General features: G+C 65.5%; 18 protein-coding genes. 9 read left to right on the forward strand and 9 right to left on the reverse strand.

The window, feature by feature from the left end; translation table 11 throughout:
• Positions 1 to 12: 12 nt before the first annotated feature.
• The 6 genes from VGI62_RS01895 to fabD all read right to left on the reverse strand — a co-directional run bounded on the left by VGI62_RS01895 (position 13) and on the right by fabD (position 5,386).
• Positions 13 to 894 (reverse strand): YicC/YloC family endoribonuclease, encoded by an 882-nt coding sequence (locus VGI62_RS01895; protein WP_331502695.1) that lies wholly within the window; start codon positions 892 to 894, stop codon positions 13 to 15.
• Positions 891 to 1,949 (reverse strand): endolytic transglycosylase MltG, encoded by a 1,059-nt coding sequence (mltG, locus tag VGI62_RS01900; RefSeq protein WP_331502696.1) that lies wholly within the window; start codon positions 1,947 to 1,949, stop codon positions 891 to 893. The genes VGI62_RS01895 and mltG overlap by 4 nt, the downstream gene beginning before the upstream one ends.
• Positions 1,946 to 3,229 carry a beta-ketoacyl-ACP synthase II gene (gene fabF / locus VGI62_RS01905; protein WP_331502697.1) on the reverse strand — a complete coding sequence of 428 codons (1,284 nt, stop codon included), beginning with the start codon at positions 3,227 to 3,229 and terminating at the stop codon, positions 1,946 to 1,948. The genes mltG and fabF overlap by 4 nt, the downstream gene beginning before the upstream one ends.
• Positions 3,230 to 3,324: 95 nt before the next feature.
• Positions 3,325 to 3,564 (reverse strand): acyl carrier protein, encoded by a 240-nt coding sequence (locus tag VGI62_RS01910; protein WP_012522113.1) that lies wholly within the window; start codon positions 3,562 to 3,564, stop codon positions 3,325 to 3,327.
• Between the two features lie 125 nt (positions 3,565 to 3,689).
• Entirely contained in the window at positions 3,690 to 4,430 is a 741-nt protein-coding gene (gene fabG, locus VGI62_RS01915) for a 3-oxoacyl-[acyl-carrier-protein] reductase (protein ID WP_331502698.1), read from the reverse strand.
• 11 nt (positions 4,431 to 4,441) lie between these two features.
• Entirely contained in the window at positions 4,442 to 5,386 is a 945-nt protein-coding gene (fabD, locus tag VGI62_RS01920; RefSeq protein ID WP_331502699.1) for an ACP S-malonyltransferase, read from the reverse strand.
• Between the two features lie 98 nt (positions 5,387 to 5,484).
• Here fabD and VGI62_RS01925 point away from each other — a divergent pair, with 98 nt between their 5' ends.
• Together VGI62_RS01925 and VGI62_RS01930 are read left to right on the forward strand one after the other, a co-directional pair.
• Positions 5,485 to 6,567 carry a zinc-binding dehydrogenase gene (locus VGI62_RS01925; RefSeq protein ID WP_331502700.1) on the forward strand — a complete coding sequence of 361 codons (1,083 nt, stop codon included), beginning with the start codon at positions 5,485 to 5,487 and terminating at the stop codon, positions 6,565 to 6,567.
• Positions 6,568 to 6,674: 107 nt separating this feature from the next.
• The gene (locus tag VGI62_RS01930; RefSeq protein WP_331502701.1) at positions 6,675 to 7,220 is read left to right on the forward strand and encodes a peroxiredoxin; all 546 of its coding nucleotides are present in this window, start codon (positions 6,675 to 6,677) and stop codon (positions 7,218 to 7,220) included.
• A 39-nt stretch (positions 7,221 to 7,259) separates the two neighbouring features.
• Here the strand turns inward: VGI62_RS01930 and VGI62_RS01935 are convergent, their stop codons facing one another.
• On the reverse strand, positions 7,260 to 7,790 hold the full coding sequence (locus tag VGI62_RS01935; RefSeq protein ID WP_331502702.1) for a DUF2059 domain-containing protein: 531 nt from the start codon (positions 7,788 to 7,790) through the stop codon (positions 7,260 to 7,262).
• Between the two features lie 239 nt (positions 7,791 to 8,029).
• Here VGI62_RS01935 and rpsF point away from each other — a divergent pair, with 239 nt between their 5' ends.
• The 7 genes from rpsF (at position 8,030) to alr (ending at position 17,533) form a co-directional block, all read left to right on the forward strand.
• Positions 8,030 to 8,404 carry a 30S ribosomal protein S6 gene (rpsF, locus tag VGI62_RS01940; protein WP_331502703.1) on the forward strand — a complete coding sequence of 125 codons (375 nt, stop codon included), beginning with the start codon at positions 8,030 to 8,032 and terminating at the stop codon, positions 8,402 to 8,404.
• Entirely contained in the window at positions 8,404 to 8,682 is a 279-nt protein-coding gene (rpsR, locus tag VGI62_RS01945) for a 30S ribosomal protein S18 (RefSeq protein WP_331502704.1), read from the forward strand. Before rpsF ends, rpsR begins: the two co-directional genes overlap by 1 nt.
• A 14-nt stretch (positions 8,683 to 8,696) precedes the next feature.
• Complete coding sequence (rplI, locus tag VGI62_RS01950; protein ID WP_331502705.1) at positions 8,697 to 9,284, forward strand: 50S ribosomal protein L9; 588 nt, start codon at positions 8,697 to 8,699, stop codon at positions 9,282 to 9,284.
• Positions 9,285 to 9,449: 165 nt separating this feature from the next.
• Positions 9,450 to 11,882 (forward strand): TonB-dependent receptor, encoded by a 2,433-nt coding sequence (locus VGI62_RS01955; RefSeq protein ID WP_331502706.1) that lies wholly within the window; start codon positions 9,450 to 9,452, stop codon positions 11,880 to 11,882.
• Positions 11,883 to 12,304: 422 nt separating this feature from the next.
• Complete coding sequence (locus VGI62_RS01960; protein WP_331502707.1) at positions 12,305 to 14,800, forward strand: TonB-dependent receptor; 2,496 nt, start codon at positions 12,305 to 12,307, stop codon at positions 14,798 to 14,800.
• 142 nt (positions 14,801 to 14,942) lie between these two features.
• A complete protein-coding gene (locus tag VGI62_RS01965) occupies positions 14,943 to 16,436 on the forward strand; it encodes a replicative DNA helicase (protein WP_331502708.1) in 1,494 nt (497 codons plus the stop codon).
• Between the two features lie 2 nt (positions 16,437 to 16,438).
• Positions 16,439 to 17,533 (forward strand): alanine racemase, encoded by a 1,095-nt coding sequence (alr, locus tag VGI62_RS01970; protein WP_331502709.1) that lies wholly within the window; start codon positions 16,439 to 16,441, stop codon positions 17,531 to 17,533.
• A gap of 143 nt (positions 17,534 to 17,676) precedes the next feature.
• Here alr and VGI62_RS01975 read toward each other — a convergent pair whose 3' ends face one another.
• Both VGI62_RS01975 and VGI62_RS01980 read right to left on the reverse strand, forming a co-directional pair.
• On the reverse strand, positions 17,677 to 20,721 hold the full coding sequence (locus VGI62_RS01975; protein WP_331502710.1) for a TonB-dependent receptor domain-containing protein: 3,045 nt from the start codon (positions 20,719 to 20,721) through the stop codon (positions 17,677 to 17,679).
• A 610-nt stretch (positions 20,722 to 21,331) separates the two neighbouring features.
• Positions 21,332 to 22,048 (reverse strand): Yip1 family protein, encoded by a 717-nt coding sequence (locus tag VGI62_RS01980; protein WP_331502711.1) that lies wholly within the window; start codon positions 22,046 to 22,048, stop codon positions 21,332 to 21,334.
• Positions 22,049 to 22,115 lie beyond the last annotated feature (67 nt).

Below are 22,115 nucleotides of genomic sequence, written 5' to 3' on the forward strand. Positions count from 1 at the left end.
GCTCAAGTTCGCTCACTCGACATTCTGTACCTGTTCGCGGAACTGTTCGATGACGGCTTTGAGGTCCAGGCCCACAGAGGTCAAGGCGCCCGACGCAGACTTGGAGCAAAGCGTGTTGGCTTCGCGCATGAATTCCTGGGTCAGGAAGTCGAGCTTGCGCCCGACGCCCCCCTCCGCCGCGAGAAGGCTGCGCGCGGCCTCCACGTGCCCCCTCAATCGGTCCAATTCCTCCTGCACATCGGCCTTGATCGCCATGGCCGCAGCCTCCTGAAGGATGCGCTCCTCGGTGGCGGCCTCGCCCGCAAGCTCTGAGAGCCGCTTCTCGAAGCGGGCCTTGATGATCACGGGCTGACCGCCGGCAAGGGCGGAGGCTTTGCGGGTCAGCTCGCCAATCCGCAAAACCAGACCATCAAGGACGCTGCCGAGCGCCCGCCCCTCTTCGCCGCGTGCGACGGCAAGGCCATCAAGCGCGGTCACGATCGATGTCGCCATCGCCGCCTCGAGCGCGGCCTGCGCCTGTGGATCCTCGATCGCGTCGGCAGCCTCGATCACTCCGCGCAGCGCCAGGAGGCCATCCAAGCTGGGCGCTGTCGCCTGGCCCGAAGCGACATATGGCGCGCCGGCCGCCAGATATCTCTCCAACTGGTCGAGATTGAGCCGAACCGAGCCTGCGCCTTCGCTCCGCTTGGCCTGCAGACCAATGGTGAGTTGACCACGTTGGAACCGTGCCTGCGCCGCCTCCCTCGCGACCCGCTCCAGTCCCTCGAAGCCGGGCGGACCGCGAAAGCGGACGTCCAGGTTGCGGCCGTTCACCGAGCGGGCTTCCACCGCCCAACTCCACGCTCCCGCCGCAGCTTCCGCGCGGCCGAATCCCGTCATGCCCGAAAGACTCATCTGCCCCCTCCCGCCGCCGCCCGCTGGCGCTCGATCGCACGCCACTTGGCCACGTTGGCCTGATGCTCGGCGAAGGTCGAGGCGAAGACGTGCCCACCGGTGCCGTCCGCCACAAAGAACAGCTCGTCGGATTTGGGCGGATTGAGCACCGCGGCCAGCGCGGCTCGGCCGGGGTTTGCGATCGGCGTCGGCGGTAAACCGGGGATTCGATAGGTGTTGAAGGGCGTAGCGGTGACGAGTTCCTTCATCGTGATGCCACGGCCCAGCGGCCGGCCTTTGGTTATGCCGTAGATGGTCGTGGGATCGCTCTCCAACTTCATCCCGGCCCGCAGACGGTTCTCGAACACCGCCGCGATCCGCGGACGCTCCGCCGGAAGGGCGGTCTCCTTCTCTACAATGGATGCGAGGGTCACCGCGTCTTCAGGTGTCTGCAGCGGCAAGTCGGGCGCGCGCGACGCCCAGAGCTCGGCCAGAAGCTTGTCGCGGGCCGCGCGCATCTTCTCCACGACCTCGGTGCGATCCTCGCCACGGGCGACCTGGTAGCTGTCGGGCAATATCGAACCCTCCGGCGGCGCATCCACCGTCCCGGTGAGCACCGGCTCGGCGCGCACCGCGTCGGTCGCCATGTCGCTTGTCCAGCCCTCGGGCACCGCCACGAAGTGCTTCACCATCCTGCCCTGCTCGATGTCCGACAGCACCTGGGCCATGGGAGCGCCGCTTGCGAATTCGTACTCGCCGGCCTTCAGATGACGCGCGGCGCCGCCCAACTTGGCCGCCAGCAGGAACACCTCGCGCGAAGAGATCACGCCTGCGGCCTTCAGCTCGCCGGCGATCTGGCCGACGCCGGAGCCCCGCGACAGGATCACGGTGGTTGTCTGCCCTTGGCGAGCCGCAGGACCGGGCCCGCGGTAAGTCCAGCCAATCCAGGCGGCGACCAAGGCCAGAAAGATCAGGAGAACCGCAGCCGCGCGGCGCGCCATCTTCAGCAGGCCGTGATCCCTAGGGACCGGCCGACGACGGCCATTTCTCTTGGGCGGAGCGTTCCGTCGGCTCACGAGACCTTCTTGAACACCACCGAGGCATTGGTCCCGCCAAAGCCGAAGGAATTGGAGAGCGCGATCTTGATCTCCATGGGCTTGGCCTTGTTGGGCACCAGGTCGATCGGCGTATCCACCGATGGGTTGTCGAGGTTGATGGTCGGGGGCGCGATCTGGTCACGGATGGCCAGGCAGCTGAACGCCGCCTCGATGGCGCCGGCTGCGCCCAAGAGATGCCCCGTGGCGGATTTGGTCGAGCTCATCGTCGCCTTCGCCGCGGCATTGCCCAGCAAACGCTGCACCGCAGCCAGTTCGATCTCGTCGCCGAGCGGCGTCGAGGTTCCATGGGCGTTGATGTAGTCGATGTCGCTGGGATCGATGCCGCTATCCTTGATCGCGGCCTTCATGGCGCGGAAGCCGCCGTCGCCATCTTCGGCCGGTGCGGTGATGTGATAGGCATCGCCCGCCAAGCCGTAGCCTGCGACCTCGGCGTAGATTTTTGCGCCGCGCGCCTTGGCGTGTTCGTACTCTTCCAGCACCAGCACGCCGGCCCCTTCGCCCATGACGAAGCCGTCGCGGTCCTTGTCATATGGGCGGCTGGCCTTTTCCGGCGCGTCATTGAAGCCGGTCGACATGGCCCGCGCAGCGATGAACCCGGCCATGCCCACCGGGCAAATCGCGGCCTCCGCGCCACCGGCCAACATCACATCGGCGTCGCCATACTTGATCAGTCGCGCCGCATCGCCCACGGCGTGGGCGCCCGTCGCGCAAGCCGTGACCACCGAGTGATTCGGGCCCTTCAAACCGTGCCGGATCGAGACCTGACCACTCGCGAGGTTGATCAGCGCTGAGGGGATAAAGAACGGGCTCACGCGCCGCGGCCCCTTCTCGAACAGTTCAATCGAGGTTCGTTCGATGGTGGCGAGGCCGCCGATGCCCGAGCCGATCATGACGCCGGTCCGCTCGCGGTCGGCTTCGCTCTCCGGCTCCCAGCCCGAGTCCTTGATAGCTTCATCGGCCGCAGCGATCGCGTAGAGGATGAAGTCGTCGACGCGACGCTGGTCTCGAGGCGAAAGTGTCTGGTCGGGGTCGAAAGAGCCCTCGACATCTGGACCGCCACCTCCACGGCCGTCCACACGCGGCACCTCGCCGGCGATCTGGCAGCCGTAGTCTGTAGGGTCGAACGTTGTGACGCGCCCGATGCCGGACTTGCCGGCCAGGATGGAGGCCCAAGTGATCTCAGTCCCCTGACCCAAGGGTGTGATCAGGCCGATACCAGTGACAACGACTCGACGCATTTGGGCCTCGAAGGGGCGTTCCTCAAAGGAAGACCGCCGAGGCCAGGGTAGGGCCCCGACCCGGCGGTCCTGAAACCTTAAGCCGAATCAGGCGCTTAGGCGCCTAGTCGCTCTTGGATGAACTTCACGGCGTCGCCAACCGTCTGGATGTGCTCCGCCGCGTCGTCCGGGATTTCGATGTCAAATTCTTCCTCGAAGGCCATTACCAGCTCGACGTTGTCGAGGCTGTCGGCGCCCAGGTCATCGATGAAGCTGGCCTTTTCGGTCACCTTCTCCGGATCAGCGTCCAGGTGCTCAATGACGATCTTGCGGACGCGCTCTAGGACGTCGGACATTAGGTAGGTCCCTCTCGAAGTTCAGGCTTTGCATCGGCGAGCCCGGCCATGAAGTCAACCACAACGGCCCGGCCAGCTCAAAGTCGTTGGCGCGTTAGCATGTTACCATGGGTGAAAGCGAGGCTTCAGATCATCGCCATACCGCCATTCACGTGGACCGTTTGCCCCGTGACGTAGGCGGCCTCGTCACTCGCAAGGTATGCACAGGCGGCGGCGACCTCAGCACCGAGGCCCAGGCGGGCCATGGGAATCGTCGCCAGGATCTGCGCCTTCTGCTGCTCGGTGAGACCGTCGGTCATCGGGCTTTCGATGAAACCAGGTGCGACGCAATTGATCGTGATTCCCCTGGTGGCGACCTCCTGGGCCAATGCCTTGGAGAAGCCGATCATGCCGGCCTTCGAGGCCGCGTAGTTGGTCTGCCCCGGGTTACCGGTCACGCCGACGACCGAAGTGATGCCGATAATTCGGCCCGCCCGGCGGCGCATCATGCCTTTGACTGCTGCCCGGCTGAGGCGGAAATAGCTCTCGAGGTTGACCCTAAGGACCTCGGCCCAGTCCTCGTCCTTCATCCTCACCAGCAGGCCATCCCTGGTGATGCCCGCGTTGGCGACCAGGACGTCGATGGGCGCGCCGGCCGCGGCCTCAGCGGCCTCTATCAGGCCATCGACGGCTGCGGGATCGGAGAGATTCGCCGCAACTGTCGATGTCCGCCCGCCCAGTCCGGCCGCCCGCTCCTGCAAAACGGCCTCTCGCGTGCCGGAGAGCACGACGTGGGCCCCCTGAGCATGCAGCGCGGTGGCGATTTCGGCTCCAATGCCGCCCGTTGCGCCGGTCACGAGCGCGGTCTTGCCGGTAAGGTCGAACATGAGGGTGTCTTTCAGAGGCTCTTGGCGAAGGCTTCGAGGTCGGCGGGCGCGTTCAGCGGCACGGCTTCGGCGTCAGGCGCGATGCGCTTGGCCATGCCGGACAAGACCTTGCCGGCGCCCGCCTCGGCGAAGCGGGTCACCCCACCCTGCTCCACCATCCAGAGCATGCTTTCGCGCCACCGGACGCGACCGGTCACCTGCTCCACGAGCATTCGGCGGATCGCTTCGGGATCGAGCGTCGGCCGGGCGGTGACATTGGCCACCAGCGGGGCTCGCGGGGCGAGGATCGTCGCGGCGGCCAGGGCCTCGGCCATCTCGTCGGCCGCCGGCTGCATGAGGGGGCAGTGGAAGGGCGCTGAGACGTTCAACGGGATGGCGCGCGCGCCAAGCTCCTTGGCTTTCTCTATGGCGAGGTCGACCGCCGCTTTCGCGCCGGAGATCACGACATTGCCGGCGTTGTTGTCGTTGGCGACGACGCAGACGCCCACCGCCGAGCCGGCCGCGGCAGCTGCCTCGGCCAGGGCGACGTCGCTCTTGGGCCCGATCAGGGACGCCATGGCCCCCTCACCCACCGGCACGGCCCGCTGCATGGCCTGACCGCGCAGCTTCAGGAGACGTGCGGTGTCGGCAAGGCTGATCGCGCCGGCCGCGGCCAGGGCCGAGTATTCGCCAAGGCTATGGCCGGCGACAAACGCCGCCTTGTCCACCGCGACGCCAAACTCCTTCTCCAGGGTGCGCATCACCGCCAGGCTGACCGCCATCAGGGCGGGCTGGGCGTTCTCGGTAAGCGTCAGCTGGTCCTCCGGGCCCTCGCGCATCAGCTTCGAGAGCTTTTGACCGAGCGCGTCGTCCACCTCCTGGAAAACTTCGCGCGCCGCGCCGAAAGCGTCGGCGAGGTCGGCGCCCATGCCCACAGCTTGGCTACCCTGGCCGGGAAAAAGGAAAGCGAGGCTCATCGGTTGGCTCCGGGCTCTATGGATTCAGCGGCGCGAGGGTTACGGAATAAGGCAAGCCGCGGCAAGGCGGCATCAGGGACGTGAGCAGGAGACGCGACATGCGCGCAGTGGTTCGGCGCAACAAGCAACTGGTCTGCGACGAGATCGCCGAATTAGAGCCCGCCGAGGGCCAGGTGCTGGTCAGGACCCTTGCCTGCGGGATCTGCGGCTCGGATCTGCATGCCCTTCACCACATGGAGCACATGATCGACCTGTCGCGGCGGGCCGGCGGCGCCGACAACGGCTTCGACCCCAGCGCCGACACCGTCTTCGGTCACGAGTTCTGCGCCGAGATCCTCGACCATGGCCCGGGCTCGGCCAAGACGCTGAAGTCCGGGACGCGGGTCGTCAGCGTGCCGGCGACCCTGACGCCGGGCGGCGGCCTGGAATTGCTGGGCTTCTCCAATCGCCTGCCCGGGGGCTTCGCCGAGCGCATGCTTCTGAGCGAGGCCTTGGTGCTTGAAGTCCCCAACGGCCTCGCGACCGACCAGGCCGCGCTCACCGAGCCCTTCGCCGTGGGCCTGCACGCCGTCGCCAAGGCGCGAATGGACGCCAATTCCGTCGTCCTCGTGGTCGGCTGCGGGCCGGTCGGACTGGCCGTGATCGCTGCGCTCAAAGCGGGGGGCCACGGCCCGGTGATCGCCGCGGACTTTTCGCCTCGCAGGCGCGCAGCCGCCGAACGGCTGGGCGCCGATGTGGTCATCGATCCGGCGCAGGAGTCGCCACACGATCGGTGGGAGGCGCTGGGGGTGCCCAGGGCTCGCGCGGCGCAGAACATGATCCGGATGATGGGCGGCGGTTTCGGCCGGCCGGTTGTGTTCGAGTGCGTCGGCGCGCCTGGCGTCGTGCAGGCCCTGATCGAGGCCGCGCCCGCCGGCGCCCAGATCATCGTCGCCGGCGTCTGCATGGAGACCGACCGTATCGAGCCGTCGATCGCCATCACCAAGGAGATCGAGCTGACTTTCGTCTTCGGCTATTCGCCCGAGGAGTTCGCCGCCACCTTGCACAACATCGCGGAAGGGAAGATCGACGTCTCCGGGCTGGTCACTTCGAAGGTCGGGCTGGACGGCGTCGCGGACGCCTTCGTCGCCCTGGCCGATCCTGAGGCGCAGGTCAAAATCCTGGTCGAGCCGGGTCGATGAAAATTTGACGATGTAAACCGAGAACGACGTTTCACCTCTGCGAAGACAACCGCTGAATGCGGGTGTAGAGCGACTTGCGACTCGTCAAGAACTAGGGGAAGTCCGCCATGAAACGTCTCGCCGTCCTGACTGCGCTCGCCGCCCTCGGAGCCACTGCGCTGGCCACATCGGCGGCCGCCGAACTGAAGGCCGGAACCAAGGCGCCTGACTTCACCGCGCCCGCCTACCTCGCTGGCCAGCCGTTCACTTACAAGCTCTCCGATGCGCTCAAGAAGGGGCCGGTCGTGGTCTATTTCTTCCCCGCCGCCCACACCAAGGGCTGCAACCTCGAAGCGCACCTGTTCTCCGAGGCTATCGATCAGTTCAAGGCCGAGCACGCCACGGTGATCGGGGTGACTGCCGGCAACGTTGACCAACTCGCCGACTTCTCCAAGGAGACCGAACATTGCGGCGGCAAGTTCCCAGTCGCCTCGGACCCCGGCGCCAAGATCGCCAAGGATTATGACTCGATCCTCAGCGCCAAGCCGGACTGGTCGAGCCGAACGTCCTACGTCATCGCCAAGGACGGCACGGTCGCCGACGTCTATTCGGCCATGGATCCCTCGGATCACGTGAACAAGACGCTGGCCGCAGTGAAGGCGCTGAAAAAGTAGCCATCAACCTGCTGACACGCGGAACGGCGAGGCGACGGCTCAGGTCTTCGGCGCTGAGGGTTGCGAGTTCAGCTTCGTGCAGTCGATCTTGGCGCAGACACGCTTGGTGATGTCCGTCTGAATCTGCGGCATCATCTCGCTCATCGTTGGTCCCAACTTGCCCATCAGGACCGGCATCTTCGCCAGGACCGCCTTGCCGCTGGTGGTGTCGTAGAAGGCGACGATGTCACTCAGTTCCTGCTCGGTAAATGTCGAGGCGTAGAGCGGGATCATCCGCTCCTGCATCTTGGACATCACGTCGTTCATGGACTCGGCCACCGCATCGGTCACCGCCCTGGCCTGCTCATCGGTAAGTTTCGGGTTGGCCTTACGGGCCTGCGCCTCCAGCATCGGCCCCATCTGGCGCATCATGCCGGCCATCAGCTGGTCCATATGCATCTCGCTGAAGAGACGGCGCGACAGCTCCATGCTGCGCGCGCTGGGCTGGGCCTCGGCGCCGAGCGCCGGCGCGCCCGCCAAGATGACGGCCGCGGCCGCAAAGGCAGCCACGCCGCGACGGATGAATGCCATGAGATTTCCCCCTACACTTGCGTTTCGCGGGCAAGGCTGCGCCGCCGCGGCGCCCGGCGCAACAGCCGAACCTTGCCTCGGCGGCCTTTTTCCCCTATCAGCCCGCCTCTTCACGGAGAGCGGTCTCTCGCGGAACACCAATGGGTCGGGACCATCCCGGCCGCCGCGCCAGGGATCCATCGCGACCAGCGGAACTTCCGCCGCCGGCCGCGCCGCCCTCCCAACGGAAGAAGGAACCTATGGCGCTCTACGAGCACGTCGTCATTTCGCGGCAGGATATCTCGCCGCAACAGGCTGAAGCCCTCAACGACACCCTGAAGCATCTGATCGAAGAAGGCGGCGGCAGCGTCGCCAAGATCGAGTACTGGGGTCTTCGCAACCTGACCTACCGGATCAAGAAAAACCGGAAGGGGCACTACTCCCTGCTGGCCATCGACGCCCCCGCCGCGGCGGTGAAGGAGATGGAACGTCAGCTCTCCATCAATGAAGACGTCCTGCGGTACCTGACCGTGCGCGTCGAAGAGCTGGAGCTGGAGCTCTCGCCGATCCTCGCCCGCCGCGATCGCGACCGCGAACGCCGCGATGACTTCCCGGCCAAGGAAGGAGCCTTCTGATGACCGACGAAACCACCATCGACGCCCCGGCTTCAGGCGGCTCCGCGGGCGGCGCACGCCGTCCGTTCTTCCGCCGCCGCAAGGTGTGTCCGTTCTCCGGCTCCAACGCGCCGAAGATCGACTACAAGGACGTGAAGCTCCTGCAGCGCTACGTCTCCGAGCGCGGCAAGATCGTGCCGTCACGGATCACCGCGGTGTCGGCCAAGAAGCAGCGTGAACTCGCCAAGGCGATTAAGCGCGCCCGCTTCCTGGCGCTCCTCCCCTACGTCGTGAAGTAAGGGAGCGCACGCAAATGAAAGTCATTCTACTCGAACGCGTTGAAGGCAAGGGCGGCCTCGGCGACGTCGTCAATGTCAAAGACGGCTACGCTCGCAACTTCCTTCTGCCGCGCTCCAAGGCGCTCCGTGCCAACGCGGCCAACCTGAAGGTCTTCGAAGGCCAACGGGCCGACATCGAGGCGCGCAACGCCAAGGCCAAGGACACCGCCGGCAAATCCGGCGAGAAGCTGGACGCGACGTCCTACATCCTGATCCGTCAGGCTGGCGAAAGCGGCCAACTCTACGGCTCCGTGGCCGGTCGCGACGTGGCCGACGCGGTCAACGCCGAGGGCGTCTCCAAGATCGACCGCGCAATGGTCGTTCTGGACAAGCCGATCAAGACGCTTGGCCTGCATGAGGTGAAGGTTCGCCTGCACCCGGAGGTGACCGTCACCGTCACGCTCAACATCGCCCGCAGCGTGGACGAGGCCGAGCGTCAGGCGCGTGGCGAGAACGTCATCGACTCGCAGTTCCAAGAAGACCGGATGGCCGACGAACAAGCGCAGGCCGACCTTCTGGAAGGCGGCGCAGGATCGCACGATACGGGCTACGGCGAAGCCTGAGCCGACACGTTCGCAATGCCCAAGGCGCGGGAGTCCTCTCCCGCGCCTTTTGCATGTCGGCTGTTGCAAATCTGTCATTCCCCCCGCGCCGACGCACACTAAGTAATCGGCGATAAGTATCACCGCCTCACAGCCAAAAACGGCGGAGGCCCCGAGGGGATTTACATGAGATCGCGTACCGTGCTTTTCGCGGCCGTTTCGGCTGCGAGTTTGCTTGCCACCGGGGCCATCGCCCAGACCAAGGCCACATCGGCCGCCGCATCAACCGCAACCAACCTCGATGAAGTGGTCGTCACCGGCAGCCGCGCCGACCCGCGTTCGCGGCTCGAGTCGCTTTCGCCCGTCGACGTGGTGACCGCCAAGTCCCTGCAAAAGCAGGGAACGACCGAGCTTGCCAGCGCGCTGGCCGCCACAGTGCCTTCGATCGATTTCCCGCGTCCTTCCAACACCGACGGCACGGACTCGGTCCGTCCCGCCACGCTGCGCGGCCAAGGGCCGGACCAGACCCTGGTGCTGATCAACGGCGTTCGCGCCCACTCCTCGGCGCTCGTGAACCTGAACGGCTCGGTGGGCCGCGGGTCGGCATCGGTCGACCTCAACACAATTCCGGAAATCGCCATCGACCGCATCGAGGTCCTCCGGGACGGCGCCTCGGCGCTCTACGGCTCTGACGCCATCGCCGGCGTAATCAACATCGGCCTGCGGCGGGCCGACCAAGGCGGCGGCGCCACGGTGACGTATGGCGAGCACGTCACCCGTGTCCCGTACTTCAACGCCGGTCCGACGCACATCACCGATGGGGCGGCCACGACCGCTTCGGCCTGGCAGGGCTTCAAACTCGGATCGGACGGTTTCTTGACCCTTTCGGCTGAGTATCGCCAACAGGACCACACCAACCGCAGCGACCTCGATCCGCGGTTTACCCCCGCCGAGGTCCGCTCGCGCTTCGGTGACGGCGATGTGGAATCGAAGACCATCTACCTGAACGGCGGCAAGCCGCTCGGCGACGGCTGGGACCTGAGCTTCTGGGGCGGCGGCCAAGAGCGCCATTCCGAGACGGCGGCGACCTATCGTGCGCCCAACGACGCCAGCCAGAACATCCCGTCAGTCTATCCGAACGGCTACCTGCCGCTGATCAACACCCAGTCCGACGACTATAGCGTCGGCACGGCGCTGAAGGGTGACATCGGCGGCTGGAAATCCGACTTCAGCCTCGGGTACGGCTGGAACCGTATCAAGTACGGCGTTGAACACACCCTGAACCCGTCGCTGGGCCCGACGTCTCCCCAGTCGTTCTACGCCGGCGACATGACCTACGATCAAGCTGTCGCCAACGCTGACTTCAACCGTGATTTCGACGTGGGCCTGGCCGGTCCGCTGAACGTCGCATTTGGCCTGGAAGCTCGCAACGAGCGCTACCAGATCGGCGCCGGTGAGCCCAATTCCTACGCCCGGGGCACTGTGGCTCCGACGCTCTCCTTCGGCTCACGTGGGTTCACCGGTTTCACGCCGGAGAATGTCATCGACACGAGCCGAACCAATGTCGGCGGCTATGTGGCCCTGGAAGGCAAGCTCACCGATCGCCTGACCGCCTCCGCAGCGGTCCGCCAGGAGCACTACTCCGACTTCGGCGACAACACCTCCGGCAAGATCTCCGGCCGCTTCGAGGTGACGTCATCGCTGGCGTTCCGCGGTTCTGCCGAGAGCGGCTTCCGTGCGCCCAGCCTCCAGCAGGAATACTTCACCTCCACGTCGATCCTGTTCATCAACGGGGTGCCGTTCGACACCGGCACGTTCCCGGCGACCAGCCCGGTCGGCAAGGCGCTGGGCGGCGTGCCGCTCCAGCCGGAGAAATCACGCAACTACTCGCTGGGCGCGGTCCTTCACCAGGGCAACCTGGAGGTCACGCTCGACGGCTATGAGATCGATGTCGACAACCGTATCGTTCTTACCGAGACCCTGACCGGCAGCGCCACCGCGGCGACGGGCACCAATGCGGCGGTGATCTTCAACCTCTTGCAACCCTACGGCGCATCTGCCGCCCGCTTCTTCACCAACGGCGTCGACATGCGCACCAAGGGCCTCGACTTCGTGGCGAGCTATCACCTGCCCACCGACGATCTTGGCGACTTCGTCTTCCAGCTGGCGGGCAACGTCAACGACGTCCGGGTCACCGCCACGCCGGTGACCAAGCAGACGATCCTGCCGACGCAGACCTCGCTGTTCGCCCGGCAGGCCGTCCTGCGCTTCACCGACGGCACGCCGAAATACAAGGTCACCGCCCAGACCGACTGGTCGCAGAACAACTGGGGCGCCACGCTACGGTCCACCTTCTACGGTGACGTCCTGTCGCCCGGCACGCTCGCCGACGGCAGCGCCGACGTTCACACCGGCCAGCGCACCATCTGGGACTTGGAAGGCCGCTATACCTTCCCCCACCAGGTGACCGTGGCGGTGGGCGCCGACAACCTGTTCGACCAGTACCCGAGGCAGATCGGCCAAGCGCTCGACACAACAGGCGCCGCGCCCTTCACCTCCTTCTCGCCGTTCGGCTTCAATGGCCGCTTCGTCTATGGCCGCGTGAGCGTCAATTGGTGATCTGAGCCCCCACGACGGGGCTTAGGCGAAAGGCGGGCTGGTTCTCCAGCCCGCCTTTTCGTCAGTTCACGCCCGATAGCCGGAGCTTTTCCACGGCCTTGGGCGAAGGTGTGGACGGCGCTGATGTCGCACGGATGGCAGACGTAGCAGTGGGCTAACGATAGGCTATGGCCCTCGTTCCGGCTCTCGACCTGCGCAACGCCTCCAACGACTCCGCCATATACCGGCTACGCCGAACCCTGAGCCTTATCGCTCATCGAAAATGCAAAAGGCGCGGAAGTCCCTCCCGCGCCTTTTGTGACTCTCGTGTGGCAATTCTGTCATTCCCCCCGACACCCCTCCCCCCCAGGTAAACCTGGCAACGGCCGCAACGGCCGGGTTGTCCTTACTTCGGCTGACGCTGTCCAGGGGGACCAAATGCCATGACAAAACGTGCCATTTTCTGCGCGGCCGCTTCGGCTGCGACCTTGTTAGCCGGATCTGCAGCGGGGCAGACGACATCCGGCGCTCAAATCGAGGAACTGGTTGTTACGGGGTTGCGCGCCGAGCCGCGCTCGCGCTTGGAAACCATCGCGCCGGTCGACGTGGTCAGCGCCACCCAGCTGTCGCGCGGCGGAACCACTGAAATGGCGCAGGCCCTGGCCTTCGCCCTTCCGTCCCTCAACTTCACCCGCCCCGCGGTGACCGACGGGACCGACACGGTAAGGCCGGCGACCCTTCGCGGCCTGGCTCCTGACGAAACACTCGTGCTCATCAATTCCAAGCGGGCGCACCAGGCTGCGCTGGTCAACCTGAACGGGTCTATCGGCTACGGATCCGGCGCGGTCGACCTCAACACGATCCCTACGGTCGCGGTCAGTGCGGTGGAGGTGCTGCGCGACGGCGCTTCGGCGCAATACGGGTCCGACGCCATCGCCGGCGTGATCAACCTGCGACTGCGCGAAGCCAGCTCCGGCGGCTACGCCAGCGTGACCTACGGCCAGTACAACACCGAGGTGAAGACCCGGCCGAGCCCGACCCCGATTCCCGGCCTCGTCCTGCAACCCGACAAGTACCGCAAGGACGGGGAGACCACGACCATCACCGGCTGGCAGGGCTTGCCGCTGTTCGGGTCGGGCTTCCTGACGATCTCCGCCGAAGCCAAGATCCAGCAGCACACGACCCGCGCCGGTCCCGATCCACGCCAGCAATATCCCCTGATCGGCGGCGCCTTCGACCCGCGGGAGCTGACCTATGATCGCTACAACAACTGGTACGGCGACCCACGGCTGGATCAGTACACATTCTATGCCAATGCGGGCCACGACCTCTCGAACGGCGTGCATCTGTACGGCTGGGGCAGCTACCAGTTCCGCGACGCCTTCTCTGCGGCCAACGTGCGCCGCGCTCTGCAGGACAACGCCGGTTCCAACATCAGGTCTGTCTATCCTGACGGATTCCTCCCCAAGATCGAAGGTAAGGTCTATGACGCCAGCCTGGCCGGCGGCGCGAATGGCAAGGCGGGCGAGTGGGCGTGGGACGCCAGCGTCGTCTACGGTCGCAATGAATTCCACTTCGGCGTCACGGACTCGCTCAACGCCTCGCTCGGTCCGACCACCCCGACCGAGTTCGACGCGGGTCGGCTGATCTATCAGCAGACGGTGGGCAACCTTGGCCTCAATCGCTCCGTCGAGATGGGGGGACACGCGGTGAACCTGGCCGGCGGAGTGGAAGTCCGCGGCGAGAACTATCAGATCAAGGCCGGCGAACCGGCTTCCTACATAAACGGCGGGTTCTTCACCCAGCCGGGCGTGCTGGGCGGCTCGGGCGCCCAATCCTTCTCAGGATTCAGCCCGGCCAACGCCACGGACAAGAGCCGCACGGCGGTGTCCGTCTATGCGGAGGCGGAGAGCAAGTTCGGCGCGCTCGACCTCAACGGCGCCGTTCGCTACGAGCACTATTCCGACTTCGGCGATGTGGTGACAGGCAAGCTGGGCGGCCGCTACGACATCACCGAGGCATTTGCGCTGCGCGCCAGCGTGTCGAACGGCTTCCGCGCGCCCTCCCTGCAGCAATCCTTCATCACCACGACCTCGACGAACTTCGTCGGCGGCCTGCCGGTGCAGACCATCCTGCTGCCACCTGGCGATCCGCGCGCGAAATTGATCGGCGCGGCCCCGCTCGATCCCGAAAAATCCACCAACGTCTCCGGCGGCGGCGTCTTCCGCACCGGGGCTTTCTCGCTGACCGTCGATGCCTACTACATCAAGATCAAGGACCGGATCGTCCTGTCCGACATCCTGCAGCAGGCCAATGTCATCGCGCTCTTCCAGGCCGGCGGGGTCAACGACATCGGCGGCGTGCGCTTCTTCACCAACGGCGTCGACAGCGAGACCAAGGGCGTCGAGGCGGTGGCGACCTACCTCTGGAACCCCGATCCGAGGTGGGGCGCGTTCAACTTCAGCGCCAGCGTTTCGCACAACGACACCAGCCTGACGCGCATCCAATCAACACCGGTGCTTTCAGCCCTCAACCCAGCGCCGGTCTTCCTGCCGCATTATCGGACCGCGACGCTCACCGACGGACAGCCCAAGTGGAAGGGAAACCTGGTGGCGGACTGGACGCTGGGATCGTTCGGCGTGACCGCCAAGGCGCTCTACTACGGCGAACTGCTCTCGCCCTCGAACACCAGCAACCCGCTGGGAGACTACAAGCTGTCGCCGAAGACGCTCATCGACCTCGAAGGCCGCTGGAACATCACCGACAAGCTGCAGGCCGCGGTTGGGGCGGACAACCTGCTCGACACCTACCCGACGACACCCCCCTACATTCTGAACGGGGTGACGATCAGCTCCAACGGGGTGGGCGCCTTCCCGGAGTATTCGCCTTTCGGGTTCCAGGGCAGGTTCCTCTACGCTCGGCTGAGCTACACTTGGTGAAAGGGCGGGCTGGATCTCCAGCCCGCCTTTTTCGTGAGGCGGCGGCCGACAGCAGAGGCTTTTCCACAGGCCTTGGCGCGAAGGTGTGGACGGCGCTGATGTCGCACTGATGGCAGACGTAGCATTGGGCTAACGATAGCCCATGGCCCTCGTTCCCGCTCTCGATCTGCGCACATCCTCCAACGACCCGGCCATCTCGCATGCGCCCGCCAATGTGGAGGCGGAGCAGGCTCTGCTCGGTGCGCTGCTCTATGATAACGCCGCGTTCGAACGCATCGGCGACTACCTCCAAGCGCGCCATTTTTTCGAGCCGTTCCATGAGCGCCTGTTCACCGCGATCGAGGGCCACATCCGCAAGGGCCAGCTCGCCGAACCGATCTTGATGGCCGAGCAGTTCTCTCGCGACATCGGCTTCGAGGAACTGGGCGGAGTGCGCTATCTCGCCGATCTCGTAGACCGCGCCCCGCCGGCGGCCAATGCGCCGGACTATGCCCGCGCCATCTACGATCTGGCGCTGCGCCGCGACCTGATCCGCATCGGCGGTGATATCGCTGCGGCCGCCACCCAGGGCGATCCTGATCTCTCCGCCCGTGACCAGATCGAACGGGCCGAGCAGCAGCTCTTCGCCCTGGCCGAAACCGGCGGTGTCTCGCAAGGCTTCGTGACCTTCGCCGATGCGCTGCATGGCGCAGTGACCATGGCCGCCGAAGCGCACAGCCGCGACGGGGGGCTGGCCGGCGTCTCGACCGGACTTATCGACCTCGACTCCAAGATCGGCGGGCTGCACCCCTCCGACCTGGTCATCCTCGCCGCGCGGCCTTCGATGGGAAAGTCGTCGCTCGCCTGCAACATCGCCTTCGACGTCGCGCGCAACTACGCCTGGGAGCCGCAACCCGACGGCTCGAAGAAGACGGTACGCGGCGGGGTCGTGGCCTTTTTCTCACTGGAAATGGCCGCTGAGCAGCTCGCCATGCGACTGCTGGCGGAGGCTTCCGGCGTTTCCGGCGACCGGCTGCGCAAGGGCGAGATAGACGCTTCGGAGTTCGGCCGGGTGCGTGACGCGGCGCTCGAGATCCAGGAGGCGCCCCTCTACATCGACGCCACCGGCGGCATCAGCATGGCCAAGCTCGCCGCCCGGGCCCGGCGCCTGAAGCGGATGGTCGGGCTCGACCTACTGATCGTCGACTACCTGCAGCTGATCACGGGCGGCGAAGGCAGCCGTAACGACAACCGGGTGCAGGAAGTCAGCATGATCACCCAGAGCCTCAAGGCGCTCGCCAAGGAGCTCTCGATCCCCGTCGTGGCCCTGGCTCAGCTCTCGCGTCAGGTCGAGAACCGCGAGGACAAGAAGCCCCAGCTCTCCGACCTGCGGGAATCCGGCTCTATCGAGCAGGACGCCGACATGGTGATGTTCATCTATCGCGAGGCTTACTACCTCAGCCGCCTCGAGCCACGCGAAGGGACCGAAGAGCACTTCAAGTGGCAGGAGAGCATGGACCAGGTCCGAGGCCTGGCCGAAATCATCATCGGCAAGCAGCGCCACGGCCCGATCGGCAACGTTAAGCTCTCCTACAACGAGGACCTGACCAAGTTCGGCAACCTCGCCCGCGACGCCAACCGCTACGACCCGCACTGACGATGGCGGAGCCCGCCGTCGCACGGCTGACGATCGACCTGGACGCGCTCGCGCACAATTACGCCGTGCTTTGCAAGCAAGCGGCCGGCGCGCAGGTCGCCCCGGTCCTGAAATCCGACGGCTATGGCCTGGGCGTCGGACCTCTCGCGCGGCGGCTTTGGGCCGAAGGCGCACGGAGTTTCTTCGTGGCGCGGCTGACGGAGGGCGAGGCGCTGCGCTCGGCGTTGTCGCCCCAGCAGGGGGCCAGGATCTATGTCCTGGATGGTCTGGTCGACGGCGCTGAAGAGCGCATGGACGCCGCCGGCCTCACGCCGGTTTTGTGCAACCTCTCGCAGATCTCCGCGGCGGGGACACATGCCGCGCGGACTCGCCGGCCGTGGCCTGTCGCGCTCAACATCGATACCGGGATGAGCCGCCAAGGACTGACGCCGGACGAAGCACGCGCCGTGGTCCTGTCCGACAACCGCCTGCAGGGATTGGATGTTGGCTTGGTGATAAGTCACCTGGGCTCGGCCGCAGAACCAGAAAATCCCCGCAATTCCCGGCAGTTATCAGAGTTTCTTGAAATCCGCTCACTGTTTCCCCAAGCCCAGGCAAGCTTGGCGGCGTCGGCCGGCATATTCCTCGGCGAAGACTACCGCTTCGATCTGGTCCGGCCCGGCATCAGCCTGTTCGGCGGCGGCCCGCTCGCCCGGCCAGACGACCGCCTGCGGGCGGTCGCCACCCTCTCCGCCCCGATCCTCGACATCCGAAACCTGAAGCCCGGCGACGTGGTGGGCTACGGCGAAAGCGTGCGAGTGGAGGCGCCCACCCGCGTGGCCGTCGTCGCCGCAGGCTACTCCGATGGCGTGATCCGGGCTGCGAGATCCGGGGGACAGGCGTGGTTCGCCGGCGCGGCGCGCAACCTCCTTGTCGTCAACATGGATCTCCTGGTGATCGAGATCGGCGACGCCTCCGCGATGATCGGGGCGCCTGTCGAGCTCCTGGGGTCAAACGCCCAGTTGGACAACCTCGCCACCGCCGCCGACACGGTGGCCCACGAGGTCTTGGTTCGCCTTAGCCGGCGCGCCGAAAGGATTTACGTCGGCGAAGCCTAGGTCGCGTGCGCTCATTAAGCCAGCGCCAGCTTGGGGCCGCTTCCGGGCAGAGGGTCAGGGCCGACGGTGGCCCGCCACAGCGGGGCAGGCGCCGTGGCCGAAGCCGCGACGCCCTCCCAACTCGCCCTGGAAACATCCCCGACTCAGAACGTCTTCTCCAGACCCAACTTGACCGTGCGGCCGAGCGGATCACCCGTCAGCGCATCATAGTTGATGTCAGTCCGGGCGAAGGGCGGAGCCTTGTCGAAGACGTTGTTGATCCCGAGCGTAACCTTCGTGCCGTACGGCGCATCCCACAGCAGCGTCACATCATGCAGAATCTGCGCCTTGATCTTCTGCCCGGCCGTGACGATCCCCGAGGGGTTCGTCGGCGTCACATAGATCGGATTGAAGGTGAATAGCGCCGTGCGCTGGTCGACATAATGATCGATGTAGCGGAGCTGATAGTGCACGTTGAACGGCCCGTGCGCGTAGTTGAGCGCGAATGTCCCTTTCCACCGCGGGATCGGATAGGCGATCTGGCCGGAGTTGAAAAAGCCGGCCGCCTGGAACGCCGGGATCGTCACCGTGCCGATCTGCAAGGCCCCGACCTGGTACTTGTTGACGTGGGTAAAGAGGGCGCTGGCGATCAGATCCCCACCGAAGACCTCGGTCCAGTCGTAGGTGAGGTCGAAGTCGAGTCCGTCGGTCTTCACGTCCGGCCCATTGATCGCCTGCAGATTCACGGCGACGACGCCGGGTCCGCACGGCCCGTTGAAGACGAGGTGCGCGGCGATGAAGCCGGCAAGCGCCGGGTTGTTGCAGTTGTTCGCGCCGCTCGCCCCATTCGGGAAGACGGCGTTGATCACCGGCGTGAGCGGCTCTGAGGTGAGCACCTTCTTGAAGTCGTAGTTCCAGTAGTCGATCGTCGCGCGAAGACCGCCATTCTGGACGATGGAGCCGACGCTGTAGACGAGCGCCGTCTCCGGCTCGAGCTTTGGATTGCCGATGGTGGAAACCGGTATGAAGGTCCCCAACACCTGCTGCAGATTGGTGGTCGGATTGGGGATCAGCGAGCCCTGCGGCGGCGCCCGGAATGTGGTTCCGACAGAGCCGCGGAAGGCCAGCCATTCGTTCGCCTGCCACCGCAGGCGGGCCTGGGGATTGAAAGTGTCGCCCCCGTTGCTGCCGTAGTCTTCGTATCGGCCGGCCAGCTCGAGGTTGAGAGCGCTGGTGATCGGCACGTTGAGTTCGCCGAAGCCGGCGTAGATGTCCTGGCTGATGTCCACGGGAATCGAAACGGGACCGAACACGTTCGGGCCGGTGCCTGTGGTGACCGCCGGGTTGGGGTTTGACGGGAAGATGCAGTCATTGGTCCCGACCGGCGGGACCGAGTTCGAGCAGGGCGAGATGATCTCGTTGCCGAACTGGCTGTAGTTGGTGACGTAGCTGTTGTGCCGCCACTGGAAGCCGGCGGCCCATTTGATGTCGCCGCCGGGCAGCGTCCACCAGGGGATCTTGCCCGACAGTACGGCATTGAACTCGTACTCCTGGAAATTCGTCGTGGCCGACTGAATGGGCATGATCCAGTCGGCGAGCGCGGCGGTGTTCGCGAGCGAGGACACGAAGCCAGGATTGGTCAGCCCGCGGTTCGGCGCCCCGGGGATGCCGTTGGAGAACGGATTGAGGTACTGGCAGCCGCCGACGCCCGGCGTGCCCGTCTTGAAATTGCAGTTGGGACCGCCGAGGCCGCGCAGGGCGAGCTCCAGCCGGTCGGTCAGGCTGTCGCGCCCTTCGCCGTATGACTTGTAGCGGCCGTAGCTGAAGTTGACGTCGTAGGTGGTGTTCGAGGTGACATCGCCCTTCACACCGGCGTCGAACAGAATCTGGTCGTGCCAGTAGGGCCCGCCGACCCCGTGCTCGTAGTTGTAGAGCGGGTTGCCGCCGGTGAGGTATGGGCGGAAGGTCCCGATGGTCATAAGCGCGCCGGCCGCGCCGGCCGGGAACTGTCCCGGGTTGGCGGCGATGTAGGCGGCGAATCCCGGGTTGGTCACCGGCACGAAATAGGCCAGCGAGGAAACCGGCGGTCCCCCGACGGTCAGCGCGGGTATGGTGGCAAAGCCCGCGGGCATGACGGCAAGGGGCACCGGCCGCGTTGTCACATACGAGGGCGACGACTTGAAGAACGGCAAGTCAGTGTAGCCGTACGCAGCGTCGAGATGGAGTTCGTGGTGCTCGGCGAACTTCCAGTTGAACTGGGCGAAGGCCTGGTAGCGGTTCTCCTCCTCCTCGAGGTTGTCCCAGATCGAGTACTGCCCGCGGCAGCTCGTCCAGGGCAGCAGGGGCGCGGCGTTCGCATTCTTGGTCGTGAGCTGGCCGCCAAGCGCCGCGCAGCCGAGGTCGACACGTCCGCCGGCGATTGGAATGCCCGTCGCCGTCGACGGCGTGAACGCTTCGGGATTACCGCCGCCGGTCCAGCCGCCCTCAGGGTTCAGATCATAGATCTTGTGGGCCCAGTCCTTCCCCAGCACCGGCAGCTCCGAGCGGTGCTGATAGCCGCCCGAGACTAGCACGTCCCAGTTGTCCCCGACCTTCCCCCACGTGAGATTGGCCGTGTAGTCGTTGCCCTTGGATCCGTCGATCCAGCGATAGTCGCCTCCAATCTCCAGGCCCTCGAAGGACCTCCTGGTGATGAAGTTCACCACCCCGCCGATGGCGTCCGATCCGTAGGTGGCGGCCGCACCGTCCTTTAGAACTTCCACCCGGCCGATGGCGGCGAGCGGCAGCATGTTGGGGTCCGGCGCGATCGCGAACGCGAGCGGTAGGCGGTGCCCATTAAACAGCGTCAACGTCCGTTCCGGCCCGAGGCCCCGCAGGTTCACGGTGGAGGTGCCGTACTGGCCCTGACCGCGTCCGCCGGCGACGAACTGGTTCGACTCGCCGATCACCCCGGAGGATTCCGGAAGTTGCTTGATGACTTCGATTACGGTCGGCGCGCCCTGTTTCTTCAGCATGTCTTGAGTCACCACGTCGACCGGCAGCGCGGCGGTCTTCGGCGTGCCGCTGATCAGAGAGCCTGTGACGACGACTTCGCTGACATTAGCCGGGCCGGTCGCCGCGGGGGCTGCGGCGGCTGCGAAGGCTTGGGATGAGCCCACGGCCATGACGAAGGTCAGCGCCGAGCCGGCGCAGAGGTGGCTGCGATTCATTTCTTCCTCCCGTATCCGGAGCCCCGCCCTTGTGGGAGGCGGTGAATCTCACGGATGACGGATCGAAATCTGCGCGCATCTGCTCAGCTTCGAAAGCCTGAATTTTGCAGTTCTGCAATCTTGAAGGTGAATGCGGCTCCGTTGTTCTCCTTGAATTTTCCCAGCTTATTGAAATAATGACGTTATTGTAGAATTGTTTGTGTCGATTTGGTTACCTTCGCACCGGGGGTCCCGAGGCGCTAAGGCCGTCTAAAAGATGGAGCGTGGCGCAGGTAGCGCGTGAAACCCAGGAGAGTGGCTCCACGTGATGGTTCGCACCGGACACGGTGCGTCAGACCGTCCCTGAAGCTCGTACTGGAGCAGGGCGACGAAGGTCCGATCCCCACCACCAGGAAGGAACCTTCGGAACGGCCCTCGTCGGACGGACGGCTGCCGCAAGGCCGAAGCCGGCCTTCCTTGGGGTCGGTCCCTTTGGCCTTCGAGCTCTGCATGGCGACTACCCGTCACTCCTGGCGCTGACCCGGTTGCGGGCATAGCCGGCGACGTTGTCGCAGCTAAGCCTTCAAATCCTCGGGCTCGCTCGCCGGGGCCGCTTTGCCGATTGCAGCGGCTAAGCCGCGACGTCGGCCCGCTTCGAAGCTTTCTGCAATTCGCTCAGCTCGAGGCTCACGCCAGGCACGCTTAGGCTCGTGCTTCCAGTCACGTCACTTAGGTGCAGCGGACCGCCGATCGAGGCAATGCGCCCGGCGATCGATGAGATAACGATCCCAGCCACGAGGCCCACGACCAGCACGACGGCGAAATAGGGCGTCGCTCGTTCCTGCGGAACCCGCATCAGCTTCGGAAGGCCAAGATAGAGCAGGTAGAGGCTGTAGAGCGCCCCGAGCAGCCCCACGACGCCAAGTGTAGGCGCCAGGCCGAATACGCCGAACACCCATGAGGCGGTCATCGCGTAGCAGCAGACCTTGAAGGCCTGCACCCGGTCCTTAGTCCCGCCAAACGTTGGAGCCAGGGCTTCGACGATGAGCGCCAAGACATAAACCATGGCCAAGCTCAGCGCGTAGCTGGTGATCGCCTGTACGATCAGCCAGACCGGCGAGAGCCGGAACGACAGGCCGAAAATACCCCCGATCCCAAACCTCAGCATGCCGACGAGGGTGCAAACCGCGGGTATCGCGGCCAGGGGCGCGACGTAGCTTCGATAGAGCCCGCCGATCGTCGCCGGCTCGGGGTCGATGAGGTCCCACGTCGCCTCGGGACGCAAAAGGATTCCCTTGACCCGCCCAAGTAGGCTCGATCCAGCCGAACCCGGTTCCACAACGCTCATCGCTGTTCCCCCGTTTGAATCCGCCGTTATGCCAGCCTACCTCAAGCCGGAGGCGCGGCAAGCGGCT

The organism is Phenylobacterium sp., assembly GCF_036495085.1.
Taxonomy (GTDB): domain Bacteria; phylum Pseudomonadota; class Alphaproteobacteria; order Caulobacterales; family Caulobacteraceae; genus Phenylobacterium.

Excerpts from the sequence above, each read along its gene's own strand:
- VGI62_RS01895 (WP_331502695.1), bottom strand. The coding sequence starts at position 894 with ATGAGTCTTTCGGGCATGACGGGATTCGGCCGCGCGGAAGCTGCGGCG.
- fabF (WP_331502697.1), bottom strand. The coding sequence starts at position 3,229 with ATGCGTCGAGTCGTTGTCACTGGTATCGGCCTGATCACACCCTTGGGT.
- VGI62_RS01910 (WP_012522113.1), bottom strand. The coding sequence starts at position 3,564 with ATGTCCGACGTCCTAGAGCGCGTCCGCAAGATCGTCATTGAGCACCTG.
- fabG (WP_331502698.1), bottom strand. The coding sequence starts at position 4,430 with ATGTTCGACCTTACCGGCAAGACCGCGCTCGTGACCGGCGCAACGGGC.
- fabD (WP_331502699.1), bottom strand. The coding sequence starts at position 5,386 with ATGAGCCTCGCTTTCCTTTTTCCCGGCCAGGGTAGCCAAGCTGTGGGC.
- VGI62_RS01925 (WP_331502700.1), top strand. The coding sequence starts at position 5,485 with ATGCGCGCAGTGGTTCGGCGCAACAAGCAACTGGTCTGCGACGAGATC.
- VGI62_RS01930 (WP_331502701.1), top strand. The coding sequence starts at position 6,675 with ATGAAACGTCTCGCCGTCCTGACTGCGCTCGCCGCCCTCGGAGCCACT.
- VGI62_RS01935 (WP_331502702.1), bottom strand. The coding sequence starts at position 7,790 with ATGGCATTCATCCGTCGCGGCGTGGCTGCCTTTGCGGCCGCGGCCGTC.
- rpsF (WP_331502703.1), top strand. The coding sequence starts at position 8,030 with ATGGCGCTCTACGAGCACGTCGTCATTTCGCGGCAGGATATCTCGCCG.
- rpsR (WP_331502704.1), top strand. The coding sequence starts at position 8,404 with ATGACCGACGAAACCACCATCGACGCCCCGGCTTCAGGCGGCTCCGCG.
- rplI (WP_331502705.1), top strand. The coding sequence starts at position 8,697 with ATGAAAGTCATTCTACTCGAACGCGTTGAAGGCAAGGGCGGCCTCGGC.
- VGI62_RS01955 (WP_331502706.1), top strand. The coding sequence starts at position 9,450 with ATGAGATCGCGTACCGTGCTTTTCGCGGCCGTTTCGGCTGCGAGTTTG.
- VGI62_RS01960 (WP_331502707.1), top strand. The coding sequence starts at position 12,305 with ATGACAAAACGTGCCATTTTCTGCGCGGCCGCTTCGGCTGCGACCTTG.
- VGI62_RS01965 (WP_331502708.1), top strand. The coding sequence starts at position 14,943 with ATGGCCCTCGTTCCCGCTCTCGATCTGCGCACATCCTCCAACGACCCG.
- alr (WP_331502709.1), top strand. The coding sequence starts at position 16,439 with ATGGCGGAGCCCGCCGTCGCACGGCTGACGATCGACCTGGACGCGCTC.
- VGI62_RS01975 (WP_331502710.1), bottom strand. The coding sequence starts at position 20,721 with ATGAATCGCAGCCACCTCTGCGCCGGCTCGGCGCTGACCTTCGTCATG.
- VGI62_RS01980 (WP_331502711.1), bottom strand. The coding sequence starts at position 22,048 with ATGAGCGTTGTGGAACCGGGTTCGGCTGGATCGAGCCTACTTGGGCGG.